The sequence below is a fragment of the Candidatus Sodalis endolongispinus genome, assembly GCF_018777395.1.
Lineage (GTDB): Bacteria > Pseudomonadota > Gammaproteobacteria > Enterobacterales > Enterobacteriaceae > Sodalis_B > Sodalis_B endolongispinus.
In genome coordinates, this window is sequence record NZ_JAFJYC010000001.1 from 1,226,768 (window position 1) to 1,240,953 (window position 14,186).

Genomic DNA, 14,186 nt, shown 5'->3' on the forward strand with positions numbered 1-14,186 from the left:
GTTGATAATTTTTTACCAAAAAAACAAAACCCCCGGCTTGCCGGGGGTTTCTGAGCAATCAACGGTGTGGGGGAATTACATCATGCCGCCCATGCCGCCCATGCCGCCCATGCCTCCTGTGCCACCCAGATCAGGCTCGTCTTCCTTCGGCAGGTCGGTCACCATGCATTCGGTGGTGATCATCAGACCAGCGATAGACGCAGCGTACTGCAGTGCAGAGCGGGTTACCTTGGTCGGATCCAGGATACCCATGTCGATCATGTTGCCGTACTCTTCAGTAGCCGCGTTGTAACCGGTGTTACCTTCACCCGCTTCCACTTTATTAGCGATGACGGACGGCTCTTCACCGGCGTTGGCGACGATCTGGCGCAGCGGCGCTTCCATCGCGCGGCGCGCGACTTTGATACCGACGTTCTGATCTTCATTGTCGCCGCGCAGATCTGCGATGCTGTTAGCTACGCGAATCAGAGCCACGCCGCCACCGGCGACCACGCCTTCTTCCACTGCAGCGCGAGTTGCGTGCAGGGCGTCTTCAACGCGCGCTTTCTTCTCTTTCATTTCGACTTCGGTAGCGGCACCCACTTTGATAACCGCAACGCCGCCTGCCAGTTTGGCCACGCGTTCTTGCAGTTTTTCACGGTCGTAATCGGAGGTGGCTTCGTCGCGCTGCTGGTTGATTTGGGTAACGCGGCTATCGATCAGCGCTTTGTCGCCCTCGCCGTCAATGATGGTGGTGGTGTCTTTGGTGATAACGACACGTTTGGCCTGACCCATATCTTCCAGGGTGGCTTTTTCCAGCTCAAGGCCGATTTCTTCGGAAATAACGGTACCCGCGGTCAGGATAGCGATATCCTGCAGAATGGCTTTACGGCGATCGCCGAAGCCCGGGGCCTTGACGGCGGCAACTTTTACGATACCGCGCATGGTGTTCACCACCAGCGTCGCCAGCGCTTCGCCTTCAACGTCTTCAGCAATGATCAGCAGCGGTTTGCCTGCTTTGGCAACGGCTTCCAGCACCGGCAGCATTTCGCGAATATTGGAGATTTTCTTGTCGGCAAGCAGAATGAACGGGCTTTCCAGTTCAACGGCACCGGTTTCCGGCTTGTTGACGAAATACGGGGAGAGATAACCACGGTCAAACTGCATCCCTTCCACCACGTCCAGCTCGTCTTGAAGGCCAGAACCTTCTTCGACGGTGATAACGCCTTCTTTGCCCACTTTCGCCATGGCTTCAGCGATCAGGGTACCGACTGTTTCATCGGCGTTGGCGGAGATGGTCCCCACCTGAGCGATTTCTTTGTAATCGGCGCAGGGTACGGACAGTTTTTTCAGTTCTTCCACGGCGGCGATAACGGCTTTATCGATACCACGCTTCAGATCCATCGGGTTCATGCCGGCGGCCACGGCTTTCAGGCCTTCATTAACGATAGACTGGGCCAGCACGGTCGCGGTAGTGGTGCCGTCGCCTGCAGCGTCATTAGCTTTAGAGGCAACTTCTTTCACCATCTGGGCGCCCATGTTCTCGAATTTATCTTCCAATTCGATTTCACGTGCAACCGAAACGCCGTCTTTGGTGATGACCGGCGCGCCGAATGATTTGTCCAGCACGACATTACGGCCTTTAGGACCCAGAGTCACTTTTACCGCGTCGGCCAGAACATTTACGCCGCGAAGCATTTTTACGCGAGCGTCGCTACCGAATTTTACGTCTTTAGCTGCCATTTCTATTTCCCTTAAATTCGTTCAGTTCAGATGATTACGCGCGGATTACTGCCCAACGATAGCCAGGATGTCGCTTTCGGACATGATCAGCACTTCATCGTTGTCGATTTTCTCAACCTTCACGCCATATCCGTCATTGAAAATCACGATATCGCCTACCTTCACGTCCAGCGCTTTCACTTCGCCGTTCTCCAGGATACGGCCGTGGCCCACAGCCAGTATTTCACCTCGGTTGGACTTACCCGCCGCAGAGCCGGTCAGCACGATGCCGCCCGCAGACTTGGCTTCGACTTCTTTACGCTTGACGATAACGCGATCATGTAATGGACGAATTTTCATTGATAGCTCCCCTTGAAAAAGTCCGTATCAGTTTTTTTGGGATGAATGCCCGGCATGACATCATGCCCGGCCTCGTGGTGATTAAGATGGGGGCGTTCGGGGAAGCTTCAAGGGGGTAAAAAAAATTTTTTCATTTACGCGAACAATTTTTCGCCGCAATAAATTTAACATCAATTCAATCAATAAGTTACAAGTTATCACCCCATCCCATTTTTTCGCTTATTTCTCGTCGTCGTGCCGGTCGTTTAACCTATCGTGAGGAAGGTCATGACGATGGTACTCGCCCTCGAAGGTTTCTCCCCCGGCGCCCTGACCACGCTGAAACCGCAGATAAAACAGCAGGCGCAGCGTTATCAGATTTTGTATCGGTGGCAATAACAGCAGCAGACCGAGAAAATCGGTGAAAAAACCGGGCAGCAGCAGCAAAAATCCCGCCAGCAGCAGAGAAACGCTTTTGATCATCTCGCCGGCGGGGTTCTCCCCGCGGGCCAGTTTCACCTGCATTTGCCCCAGAATGCGCAGCCCCTGAGCGCGCACCAGCGAGACGCCGATAAAAGAGGTGGCGATCACCAGTAATAGTGTCGCCAACACGCCAAGCACCTGAGCGACCAGTATGAAGAGGGAAATCTCAATATAGGTGATGATAAAGATAATGATTAACGGTATCCAGCGCACCGAATTCTCCTGTGTTATCGATTGCGATGGCGAAAGTCGCAGACCCTGAACGCTAAAATTCGCCACCGCAAAAAAATGAGCCTTGTTGCCGGCTTGTCTTAGTGTAATGGTATCCCCCAAGGCGATTTTCAAGCAGCACGCCGGGTCGTGGTCCGCCAGAGTAACAGACCGCCGTCGCTAACGGGTTAAATAAAAACGATTAACTAAGCGTGATCGACTTAATGGTCTTGTCTTAATGACAGAATATAATGGCAAAAATAAAATCCGCATCAGTTAAAGACACTGCATAGAGTAAATATTAACCCATTTTCTTTTAACATTAATGATAAAGACCGACAATTACAAGGAAGACGCATGTCAACCCTCATCCGTATCGAAGAAGACCTGCTGGGCACCCGCGAAGTGCCGGCTGACGCCTATTATGGCATTCATACCCTGCGCGCCAGCGAAAATTTCTACATCAGCAACACGCGTATCAGCGATATTCGCGAGCTGGTACACGGCATGGTGATGGTCAAAAAAGCCGCCGCGCTGGCCAATAAGGAGCTGAAGACACTGCCGCGCAGTATTGCCGATATCATCGCCAGCGCCTGCGATGAAGTGCTGGTCCGGGGACGCTGTATGGATCAGTTTCCGGTAGATGTATTTCAAGGCGGCGCCGGCACCTCAGTTAATATGAACACAAATGAAGTGCTGGCGAATATCGGCCTGGAATTAATGGGGCACCAGAAAGGGGAATATCAATTCCTCAATCCCAATGATCATCTTAACTTATGTCAGTCCACTAATGATGCTTATCCCACCGGTTTTCGCCTGGCGGTATATCACGCACTTCAGCGTCTGATGGAAGCGATCGATTACTTGGGGGCGGGTTTTGAACAGAAAGCGCAGCAATTTGTCGGTATTTTGAAAATGGGCAGGACACAGCTGCAGGACGCGGTTCCCATGACACTCGGACAGGAGTTCCACGCGTTTAATGTGTTGCTAAAAGAGGAAAACAAAAACCTGCTGCGCACCGCAGAATTGCTGCTGGAGGTGAATCTCGGCGCGACCGCCATCGGCACCCGGCTCAATACGCCGGAGGGATATCAAGCGCTGGCGGTGGAGAAACTGGCGCAGATAAGCGGTCTGCCCTGCGTCCCGGCCGAGGATTTAATCGAAGCCACCTCCGACTGCGGCGCCTATGTCATGGTCCACAGCGCCCTGAAACGCCTGGCGGTGAAGCTATCTAAAATATGCAACGACCTGCGGCTGCTGTCCTCAGGACCGCGCGCCGGCCTCAACGAAATCAATCTGCCAGAACTGCAGGCGGGATCGTCAATTATGCCCGCCAAGGTCAACCCCGTGCTGCCGGAAGTGGTGAATCAGGTGTGCTTTAAGGTTATCGGTAACGATACTTGCATCACCATGGCGGCGGAAGCGGGTCAGTTACAGTTGAACGTGATGGAGCCGGTCATCGGCCAGGCGATGTTCGAGTCGCTGCATATTCTTACCAATGCCTGTTACAATTTGCAGGATAAATGCATCGGCGGCATTACCGCCAATCAGGACATCTGCGAGCAATATGTCTTTAATTCCGTCGGTATCGTGACCTATCTCAACCCGTTTATCGGCCACCACAATGGCGACATCGTCGGCAAAATCTGTGCTGAAACCGGGAAAAGCGTCCGAGAGGTCGTGATTGAGCGCGGCCTGCTTACTGCGGCGCAGTTGGACGATATTTTCTCGCTGCAAAACCTGATGTATCCAGAATACAAGGCCAGACGCTATTCCGACGACACTCCGTCCTGACCCTGCACTGTCGCCGGCGGCGCGAACAGGCTATACTGCCCGCCGGCGTTTTCCACACGAGGGGTGATAATGGCAGATAACCCAGAGGGCAAACCGGGCGGCGACCACCTACAGCCCGAGAAACCGGGGTGGTGTCTCATCCTTTGCACCGCGCCCGATGACGCCTGCGCCTGCGTCATCGCCCGGCGCCTGCTGGCCGGCAAACTCGCCGCCTGCGTCACCCTGTTGCCCGGCGCCACATCGTTTTATCACTGGCAGGGCGCGCTCGAACAGCAGGCCGAAGTTCAATTGCTTATCAAAAGCCACGCGACCCTGCAGCAGACAGTGTTTGCGCAAATTAAAGCCCATCATCCCTATCAAACCCCGGAGTTATTGGTCCTGCCCGTTACCGGCGGCGATCCCGATTATCTATCATGGCTCAACGACGCTTTACGCTGATATTGCTGGCATGGCTAACGTGCCTGCTGCCGCTACTGCCTTCCCATGCCGCCTTATTCGGCAATTCTCATGGCAACCAGTTCATTCCTGCGGAACAAGCGTTCCGCTTCGATTTCCGCCAGCAGGGGGCGCAACTGAGGCTGAGCTGGGATATCCATCCCGGCTATTATTTGTACCGCCAGCAAGTCCAGCTTGAGCCGGTTAATGCTACCCTCGGCGCCTTCACGCTGCCTGCCGGTAGCCGCCACCATGACGAATTTTACGGCGATGTGGCGATTTACCGCGATGAGCTGCTCATAACGTTGCCGCTGACGCAGGCCCAAAACCACAGCCAGCTTCGCGTCAGCTGGCAAGGCTGCGCCGAAGCCGGCTTTTGCTACCCGCCAGAAACCCAGGTCATTCCCTTGTCGGCCATAGCCGCGACACCCCCAGGCGGGGCAGGGACAGGTAGCGTAGACCTTATCCCGGCACCCTCACCCACCGCCGGCCCGGGCATAATCACCCCGGCGCCCCCGCCCCAAAGCAACAAAGTGCCGTTCTCCCCGCTGTGGGCGCTGCTTATCGGTATCGGCATCGCCTTTACGCCCTGCGTGCTGCCGATGTATCCGCTGATTTCCGCGGTGATCCTCGGTGACCGGCGACAGCTAAGCACCCCCCGGGTACTGTTGTTGGCGTTGGTCTACGTGATGGGAATGGCCATCACCTATACACTGTTGGTGGTCGCGGTAGCCGCCGACGGCCTGCAATCTCAGGCGGCGCTGCAACAGCCCGCCCTGCTGATCGAGCTTGCCATGCTGTTTATCCTGCTGGCATTGTCGATGTTCGGCGTCTTCACCCTGCAATTACCTCCGGCGCTTCAGACCCGTCTGGCGCTGTGGAGCAACCGCCAGCGTCAAGGCACCCTGCCCGGCGTCTTTATTATGGGCGCACTGGCGGGTCTGTTTTCTTCCCCCTGCACTACCGCGCCGCTAAGCGCCATTTTGCTCTACATCGCCCAGAGCGGTAATCTCTGGTTTGGCGGTTTCACCCTGTGGCTGTATGCGGTAGGGATGGGTATCCCATTGATATTGGTCGCGCTGTTCGGCCATCGGCTGCTTCCCAAGAGTGGTCCCTGGATGCAGCTGGTCAAACAGGGATTCGGCTTCGTAATTCTGGCGCTGCCGGTGTTCTCTTGCTGGAGCGCATCCTGGGGGATAGCTGGGGCACGCGGCTCTGGAGACTGCTGGGCGTCGCATTTTTCGGCTGGGCTTTCCTGCTGTGCCTGCAGGCACGCTGGCGCGGCGCCCGGTGGTTGGCGTTGCTCCTGTTGGGCCTGACCCTGATAAGCGCGCGGCCGCTGCAGGATTGGCTTTGGGTGGCACCGGCCAGCACGGCGTCAGCCACCGACGCCGCACCGCAGTTTCAGCCGGTGCAAACGTTAGCGCAAATCACGCAGGCACTTAACGCCGCCCCCGGCAAGCCGGTGATGCTGGATCTGTACGCCGACTGGTGCGTGGCCTGTAAGGAGTTTGATAAATACACCTTTCGCGATTCCGCCGTGGTCGAACAAATGAACCGCCTGACGCTGCTGCAGGCGGATGTCAGCGCCAATGCACCGGCGCAAAAAATGCTGCTTAGCCAACTGCGTGTGATGGGTCTGCCAACCATTTTGTTTTTCGACAGCCGCGGCAACGAAATTCCAGGCTCGCGAGTAGCCGGTTTTATGAACGCGGCGGAATTTGCGCAACATTTGCGGAAACTGTCCCCGTGAGCAACACTCAGGCAAGGCAACCGCCGGTTAACCAGGAGGAAATGTGCAACGAGAACACATACGCGATCGGGCGTTGAGCCTGCTTGAGCAACGCGGTTTCGCGCGGGTTTCATTGCCGATGCTGGCCGACGAACTGACATTGACGCTGCCACAGTTGAGCGCTTATTGGCCGGATCGGGAAGCGTTACATCATGATTGCCTGCAGTATCATGCCGGCTAGGTCGATGAATGGCGTAGCCGCGTACTGCAGGATAAGGCGATGGATGCACAGCAAAAACCGTTGGCGCGCTATCGTATTTTGACAGAGCAGGTTGAGCAACAGCGTTACCTAGGCTGCCTGTTTATCGCCGCCTGCAGCTTTTATCCCGAAACAACGCACCCGATCCATCAGTTGGCCGAACGGCAAAAACAGGCTTCTTACCGCTATACCCGGGCGCTACTGGTGGAGCTGGAGGCTGACGATCCGACCATGGTCGCCCAGCAGATGGAGCTGGTGCTTGAAGGGTGCTTGAGTAAACTGCTGGTCAAACACAACGCCCAGGATGTGGCGGTTGCGCGTCGCTTGGCGGAGGATATTCTGCGTTTGGCGCTGTGCCGTAAAAACGGCGCCCTAAGCTGAATTTTCCGCATTTTGTCTGAAAACTCAGCAATTGGCGGCGGTTTCGCTTATTTCCAGGATAAACCCGTTGACGAAAACGAGCCAATACGGTTTAATGCGGCCCGTTGCCCGGATAGCTCAGTCGGTAGAGCAGGGGATTGAAAATCCCCGTGTCCTTGGTTCGATTCCGAGTCCGGGCACCAACCATTCAGAAACGGACGCCCTTTGGCGTCCTTTTTGCTTTATAAAGTCAACAAGTTATCCCGTTCTTCATGTTAACTACTGTTCATTGAAATACACTGGCAGCCACCACTTTTTGTTGGTAAAAAAGTTGGTAAACTCAGTTCGATGAGTTTTTTACCAACATTTACAGCACTGGAGGCCCGCCATGCGCTTGACTGATATTGTAGTAAAAAACGCCAAGCCTTCCGAAAAACCAACTAAAATTTCCGATGGCAAGGGGCTGTATCTGCTTGTGCATCCGAATGGGTCAAAGTATTGGCAAGCGGCTTATCGTTTTGATGGTAAGCAGAAAGTGTTTTCTATAATCACCTACTCTACCGTATCACTCGCAGAAGCTCGTACAAGCCTCTTGGAGATGAAATCTCTGTTAGCCAGTGGTATCGACCCACTTCAACAAAAAAGGCTGTAAAGGCTGAAGAGCGCGGAGATTTTACATTTGAGGCCGTAGCGCTTGATTGGCATAAGAAAATGTCTGTTAGTGAGCGGTGTATACCTCAACACAGCGAACGGATTTTAAACATCCACATCAATCATCTTATCCCGGCTCTTGGTTCAAAAGATATTACGAAGTTAACCACTCGTGATCTGCTTCTTCCTCTTCGTAAAATTGAGGGCAAAGGCCAACATGAAACAGCTTCACACCTGAAACAACGTATTACAGCTATCATGCGTTATGCTGTTCAGGAAGATATGATTGCTCAAACCCCAGCTCATGAACTTGGCGGAACATTAATCACGCCTAAGCGGACTCATTATCCCGCTCTTGAACTTGAGAAAATACCCGATCAATTAAGCCGCATAAATGCTTACAAAGGCCGCAAACTCACTGTATTAGCTTTAAAGCTATCTATGCTTGTATTCATTCGTTCAAGTGAACTAGGCTTCGCCCGTTGGTCTGAAATGGATTTTGAAGATCAACTTTGGATCATTCCGCTGATCTTGCCCCGCCATCTCCGTACAGCTTTTGTATCTTAAGTTAACGAAGCCCGCTGCCGCCGGTATTCTCTCGGAGAGTGATATAGTCTTCCTTCATCGTCTTCACGAACCGTTCGGCCATGCCATTGCTCTGCGGGCTGCTCACCGCTGTTGTGCAGGGCTCCAGATCCAGTTCTCTGGCGAACCTCTGCGTTTCATGCGCGGTATACGCTGAACCGTTGTCCGTCAACCACTGCACCGCTGTATCGGGTAACCTGTCGCCGAAGCGCTTTTCTACCGACCTCAGCATCACATCCTGCACGGTCGAACTGTCGTAGCCTACAGTGCTCGCAGCCCAGTCTATGGCCTCTCTGTCGCAGCAGTCCAGTGCGAACGTGACCCGCAGTTTTTCACCGTTGTCGCAGCCGAACTCGAAGCCATCTGAACACCAGCGCATATCGCTTTCTGCCACCGCGATCCTGCCCTTATGCTCACGCCTCGGCCGCTCTGGTTTTCAATGTAATAACAGCAGGTTATGCTCACACATGATCCTGTAAAGTCGTTTCGCATTTACCGGCGTCAGTCCCTCTGCGCGACGTTGTTTACACAGGATGCCCCACACCCGCCGATAGCCGTAGCTGGGCATATCGCTGATGATGTCGAGGATGTCCGACAGTATTTCAGCGTCTGCTTCGTCATTACGCCGGTTACAGCGCCTGTCCTGCCAGTCGGCAGAACGCTTAATCCGCAGTGACAGCGGCGCACGCGACCCGCTCATGGCGCGGCTGACCTGTGCTATTCCCCGGCCTTTGGCAACAAGGGCGCGTGCGCTATCCATTTTCGTGACTGGCCGTACTCCACGGCTTCTTTTAGGATCTCAACCTCCATCGTCTTCTTACCCAGAAGGCGCTGGAGCTCCCGGACCTGCTTCAATGCAGCTGCAAGCTCAGAGGCAGGAACAACGTCCTCCCCGGCGGTGAGGCTGCCTTCCTGATATTGCTTTTTCCACTTAAACAGCAGGCTGGGCTGGATACCGTGCAGTCGTGCGAGATGGGAGACATTCATGCCGGGCTCCATCCTCTGCTGAATAATGGCCATTTTTTCCTGAGGAGTTTTACGTTTACGGACTTCTTGACCTAACGGGATCCCGGTCATATCAAAATTGGCGTTAGTGTTAGACATATATTCAAGCCTATCTCTTATCTGGAGATACAGCTACTGTCTGGTGTTTCAGGGGGATAAATCACTGGAAGACTCAAGGCTATGGCGCGGCGTTTGGCCTGGAGCAATACAGCATCATTGATAGCCTGGCTCATTCGATAGCAGGAAGAATGGTTATTTCAGTTAATGATATCCCAGAAATGAGAAGCATCTTCAAAAACCTTCATATCGACGTTGTTGACCTAAAATACTCATTAGGCAACAGCTCTCATAGCAGACGCGAGTTGATCATTCGCAATTTCGCCTGATTTCCTTTTTGCAAACAATTCTGGACTGTCCAAAATGGTTACTTTTTAGGGTTTAAAGGAGTCCAGAATTGCTTGCAAATTAGTCCAAAATATTTTGCATCGCTACACCCCCCAGCGACTCGGCCAGAGTAAAGAGCGTCAACGCGGCCAGGAATCGGCGCAGCGTGGTTTCGTCGCCGTCCAGTTCAAAACTGAGCGTCGCGCCAAAGCCGCTTTGCTGACGACAGGCAATTTCGTGCCCGGGATTCTCCGGCAGGCCAGGATAATACAACTTTTTCACCTGCGGATGTTGCTGTAAATACGCGACGATAGCTTGGGCGTTACTCTGCTGTTGCCGTATGCGCGGCGTCAGGGTACGTATCCCACGCAGCAGCAAATAGCTGTCGAATGCGCTGCCGGTCACGCCTATATTGTTGCCCCACCAGGCAAGTTCGATGGCTATTTCCGCCTCGCTGGCAATCACCGCGCCCGCGACCACATCGGAATGCCCGTTGAGATATTTGGTGCAGGAACGCACGACCAGATCGGCGCCCAGCGCCAGCGGCTGCTGCAGCGCCGGACTCATAAAGGTGTTGTCCACCACGCACAAGGCGCCCGCTTTATGCGCTTCACCACAGATGGCGGCAATATCCACCACCCGCAGCAGCGGATTACTGGGCGTTTCTATCAACACCAGCTTTGGCTTGGCGGCCAGTGCCTGAGCCAGTGCTTGCGGATCCGCCTGATCAACGAACTGTACCCGATAGGCACCCCGTTTGCTCAGGATATCGAACAGCCGGTAGCTGCCGCCATAGCAATCATGCGGCGCCACCAACAGATCGCCGGGCTTGAGAAAAACCGTACACACCAGATGAATAGCCGACATACCGCTGCTGGTCATCACCGCGCCCGCACCGCCCTCCAGTTCCGCCAGCGCCCGCTGCACGACATCCCGCGTCGGGTTGCCGCGTCGCGAGTAGTCGTGTACACGCGGCTGGTTGAAATCGATGAAATTATAGGTACTTGAGAGGGTAATCGGCGGAACGACACAACCGAATTGCTCGTCGTTATTCAACCCGCTGCGAACTGCGATGGTGGCCTGCTTGCGCGTCATGGTGTCGCATCCTGACAAATGCTAAAAGTGAGGTGGAAGAGTATACCGCGCAAAGATAGACGTCAATACATCTAAACTTCTTTACGTATAGATTGAGCCCAGCAACAATAACCGCTAAAATTACGCTGATTTGAAATGTTAAAACCCAATCCTCATGTTGTAACGCAGGCGAACGTCGGGGTCGAGGGCGAAATGATAGGAAATGGTGATAAACAGCAAATTTAGCCGGCATTAAGTAGAGCGTTTCCCGCATATACGGCATAATTAGCGAACTTTCTGCAATTTATATTCATTCGTTGAGACATTAAGGTATCCCATGGCGGAATGGAAAGGTGAGTATGTCAGCCCTTATGCTGAACATGGTAAAAAAAGTGAACAGGTCAAAAAGATTACGGTATCCATTCCGCTGAAGGTTCTCAAGATTCTGACCGACGAAAGAACCCGGCGCCAGGTGAACAATCTGCGCCATGCCACCAACAGCGAGCTGCTGTGTGAAGCGTTTTTGCACGCCTTCACCGGCCAACCGCTGCCGGACGATCACGATCTGCGCAAAGAGCGAAACGATGAAATCCCGGAAGTGGCTAAAGACATGATGCGGGAAATGGGGATCGATCCCGATACGTGGGAATATTAACATCCCGCAAATCAACCGGGGCGTCGTGACGCTCCGCACCGCCACCGCTCATTAATCCGTCAATGTCAGGGCTCCTGGCGCCGTTATCCCCCCTGCACTGCGGGTATAGCGCGTGACTCAGCGCTAACCTGGGCCAGGAACATGACAATCCGCATGCCAAGCCTTTGCCGAAAAAAGAGACAAACCCTGTTCAAGTGGCTTTCCCGGCTTGTCAATCGTGCGCGCCTCGCTGCATCGCCGGTAGCGGGCGCTTAGGATAAACGGGCTGAACCCGCGGCATAAGCAAAGCCGGGTAAGATGGGCAGATTTGTTCCGTAAACGGGTGATAGGAGAAGCCCTGAGCGCGCGCTTCTGTCATGCATTTATGCAAAATAAAGCTATGCACAATTTGCCCAGCGCCGTTCGGCATGTTCGCTTTCAGGGTTTTCTTCCCCTCTGCTTTGGCGGTGTTGAAAAGGAAGAGGGCTGCGTTCTGGTTCGCGATTGTAAGAACAAAGCCCCTCAGAATGTCTCGCTACATTTTAACACCAACCAGCTTGGCTTTACTGATGTCAACGGCAATGAGGTTTATTTGAGTCAAGTCACAAAAAGACAGATCGACGCCGCGCAAATCAGCGCCCTCGAGATTGCTACCGCCAAGCTTAGCGAAGGTCAGATCGGCATCAATAAGCTCGGCATCAGCCAGATCCGCTTCAGTCAGATTAACTGGCATGGGTGAGGTCAGCACCGTTTAGCTGTGCCCAAAATAAATCAGCTTCCGTCAGATTTGCGTGCATCATATCAGCACCAACCAGGTTAGCATGACTCAGATTGGCCTTGATAAGAGTAGCATTGGAAAGATCAGCACCCTTTAGCCGCGCTCTGAACAAATTGGCTTCCGACAGATTAGCACCAACCAGTTCGGCGTCGTTCAGAATAGCATCCGTCAGCTCAGCTTTAAGCAGCGTCGCGTTGGTCAGATCGGTCTTGGTCAAATCAGCACGGGAAAAATCAGCCCTGGTCAAATTAGCACCGGTCAGGTCAGCATTGATGAGGTCAGCACGCATCAGGGTGGCGCCCGCCAAAATGGCGTCTTCCAGGGTGGGCACCGGCCAAATTGGTACGGGAAAGATTCGCGTGGGACAGATCAGCACCGGACAGGTCTAAACCGGCCAGATATTCGCGCGCCAGATTCGTTCCGATCAGTTTCATCTTACCTTGTTCAGTCAAGATAACGGGGTCCTGAGGTAGTTGAAATTGGTTCCTCAGCATTAATGTCCGGCAGACATCATGATAGGTCTTGAGAGCAATTTTATGACTGACAGCATGTCCGCCATCACCAACTTCCGCCGTCACCTTTTTCTCATCGCTATCCATTGATGTAAGTTTGAACGATACTTTATAGCCGCTGACATCATGTAAAATGATATCCCGCGGCTCGGTTATATCTGTTCCATTTAACGCTTCCACCATTTTGTCCATCATGACGGTGTATAAATTTTTCTTTTCACGCCTTATACCGCCAAAGGTCAAAATATCTAATACATTCTCGAGGATACCTGTCGGCGACATGTCATCTTTCATGGCATGAGATGAGCCGGTGCCCGCGGCGCGGGCAAAATCCAAGGTACTATTAATGGAGGTATGCGTTGTAATCATAATGACCTTTGTCGGATAAATGGATGGAAGTTATTAAATTAAACCTACTACTGAACTAAAACCGATCAGGCAAGCAGCACCACAAAAAAAGAGCGCGCATCCGCAAAGCCCAAACCCTAAAAAGGAGTCATTGCCGAGTGCCGATTGCGGTGGATATTTGATCGGCAGCATACTGAGCGATAAGCATGAGAATTTTGGTCTGGGTACGTCATTGCCTCTCGTGTTTCATCAGTGCAGGTGAAGATAAGCACAGGTTACGGTCACTCATTTTAGTTATAGTCTTGTCCCAGTTAAGTATCTCATACGAGGAACAATTCCAATGTAATAGGTCCATAGGATTTTGCTATTTTTGTGAGAGGGCGATAATAAGGTAAAACTCTTATTTTGAGCATGATCATTTCGCGCACGCTTATTTATGGCTTAACTCATCACGTTGATTAATATGGCGAACTCATGAGCGAGGCTTAGACAAAATAGACCGCATTGATTCATCACTAGCAAAGCGTGCAGCAATGAGAATTGGCTGAATTGATTAATCGCACGTAAAGGACTTAGAGAATAAAATAGACTAAATTTATTGATAAAACTCAATTAAAGCAATAGCCATATTAGCCGAAATCTATTGATCACACTCAACGAAAGCAATAGCCATAATAGTCCGCATGGATTGATTATAGTGAAAGTCAACAGTAGTCATAAGACCGCAATTATCGATTACAATTAAATTAAAGTAAGCAGCAGCCATAATTGACCGCACTGATCGATAAAGATTAAAGAAAACGGTAGGCGTAACGTGATGAACCAGGGGAGGTATTTCACGCCAGGGGCGTGGTAAAAATTACCAAACGGCTTTGACCCATTATGCCATGCTCTGGGGGCGA

At 52.7% G+C, this 14,186-nt stretch carries 11 protein-coding genes, 1 tRNA gene and 4 pseudogenes; 8 read left to right on the top strand and 8 right to left on the bottom strand.

What is annotated here, in order from left to right:
• Positions 1-75: 75 nt before the first annotated feature.
• From groL to JZM24_RS06060, 3 genes are all read right to left on the bottom strand, one after another.
• Positions 76-1,722, bottom strand: coding sequence for a chaperonin GroEL (gene groL / locus JZM24_RS06050; protein ID WP_215669025.1), 1,647 nt, complete (start codon positions 1,720-1,722; stop codon positions 76-78).
• A 45-nt stretch (positions 1,723-1,767) separates the two neighbouring features.
• A complete protein-coding gene (locus tag JZM24_RS06055) occupies positions 1,768-2,061 on the bottom strand; it encodes a co-chaperone GroES (protein ID WP_215669026.1) in 294 nt (97 codons plus the stop codon).
• A 219-nt stretch (positions 2,062-2,280) separates the two neighbouring features.
• Complete coding sequence (locus JZM24_RS06060) at positions 2,281-2,736, bottom strand: FxsA family protein (protein WP_215669027.1); 456 nt, start codon at positions 2,734-2,736, stop codon at positions 2,281-2,283.
• A gap of 354 nt (positions 2,737-3,090) precedes the next feature.
• Between JZM24_RS06060 and aspA the strand changes: the two genes are divergently transcribed.
• The 7 genes and pseudogenes from aspA (at position 3,091) to JZM24_RS18465 (ending at position 8,531) form a co-directional block, all read left to right on the top strand.
• Positions 3,091-4,527 (top strand): aspartate ammonia-lyase, encoded by a 1,437-nt coding sequence (gene aspA / locus JZM24_RS06065; RefSeq protein ID WP_215669028.1) that lies wholly within the window; start codon positions 3,091-3,093, stop codon positions 4,525-4,527.
• A 69-nt stretch (positions 4,528-4,596) separates the two neighbouring features.
• Positions 4,597-4,965, top strand: a complete 369-nt coding sequence (gene cutA / locus JZM24_RS06070) for a divalent cation tolerance protein CutA (protein ID WP_215669029.1) — start codon at positions 4,597-4,599, stop codon at positions 4,963-4,965.
• Positions 4,941-6,715, top strand: a pseudogene (locus tag JZM24_RS06075) (protein-disulfide reductase DsbD). The gene cutA and the pseudogene JZM24_RS06075 overlap by 25 nt, the downstream one beginning before the upstream one ends.
• A gap of 43 nt (positions 6,716-6,758) precedes the next feature.
• A pseudogene (gene dicD, locus JZM24_RS06080) lies at positions 6,759-7,334 on the top strand (division control transcriptional repressor DicD).
• Positions 7,335-7,440: 106 nt separating this feature from the next.
• Positions 7,441-7,516 (top strand) — tRNA-Phe (locus tag JZM24_RS06085).
• Positions 7,517-7,701: 185 nt separating this feature from the next.
• A complete protein-coding gene (locus JZM24_RS18460) occupies positions 7,702-7,965 on the top strand; it encodes an Arm DNA-binding domain-containing protein (protein WP_246579892.1) in 264 nt (87 codons plus the stop codon).
• Positions 7,966-8,024: 59 nt separating this feature from the next.
• On the top strand, positions 8,025-8,531 hold the full coding sequence (locus tag JZM24_RS18465) for a tyrosine-type recombinase/integrase (RefSeq protein WP_246579893.1): 507 nt from the start codon (positions 8,025-8,027) through the stop codon (positions 8,529-8,531).
• Positions 8,532-8,565: 34 nt separating this feature from the next.
• Here the strand turns inward: JZM24_RS18465 and JZM24_RS06095 are convergent.
• Together JZM24_RS06095 and metB are read right to left on the bottom strand one after the other, a co-directional pair.
• Positions 8,566-9,626, bottom strand: a pseudogene (locus JZM24_RS06095) (IS3 family transposase); the annotation flags it as partial.
• Positions 9,627-10,043: 417 nt separating this feature from the next.
• A pseudogene (gene metB, locus JZM24_RS06100) lies at positions 10,044-11,033 on the bottom strand (cystathionine gamma-synthase); the annotation flags it as partial.
• A gap of 316 nt (positions 11,034-11,349) precedes the next feature.
• Between metB and metJ the strand changes: the two are divergent.
• Positions 11,350-11,667, top strand: coding sequence for a met regulon transcriptional regulator MetJ (metJ, locus tag JZM24_RS06105; protein WP_011411976.1), 318 nt, complete (start codon positions 11,350-11,352; stop codon positions 11,665-11,667).
• A gap of 514 nt (positions 11,668-12,181) precedes the next feature.
• Here the strand turns inward: metJ and JZM24_RS19645 are convergent.
• The 3 genes from JZM24_RS19645 to JZM24_RS06120 are packed head-to-tail and all read right to left on the bottom strand — an operon-like array spanning position 12,182 to position 13,305.
• On the bottom strand, positions 12,182-12,379 hold the full coding sequence (locus JZM24_RS19645; protein ID WP_215669030.1) for a pentapeptide repeat-containing protein: 198 nt from the start codon (positions 12,377-12,379) through the stop codon (positions 12,182-12,184).
• The gene (locus JZM24_RS06115) at positions 12,369-12,731 is read right to left on the bottom strand and encodes a pentapeptide repeat-containing protein (protein ID WP_215669031.1); all 363 of its coding nucleotides are present in this window, start codon (positions 12,729-12,731) and stop codon (positions 12,369-12,371) included. Before JZM24_RS06115 ends, JZM24_RS19645 begins: the two co-directional genes overlap by 11 nt.
• Positions 12,703-13,305: a pentapeptide repeat-containing protein gene (locus JZM24_RS06120; protein ID WP_215669032.1), complete on the bottom strand. Its 603-nt coding sequence runs from the start codon at positions 13,303-13,305 to the stop codon at positions 12,703-12,705. Before JZM24_RS06120 ends, JZM24_RS06115 begins: the two co-directional genes overlap by 29 nt.
• Positions 13,306-14,186: the final 881 nt, after the last annotated feature.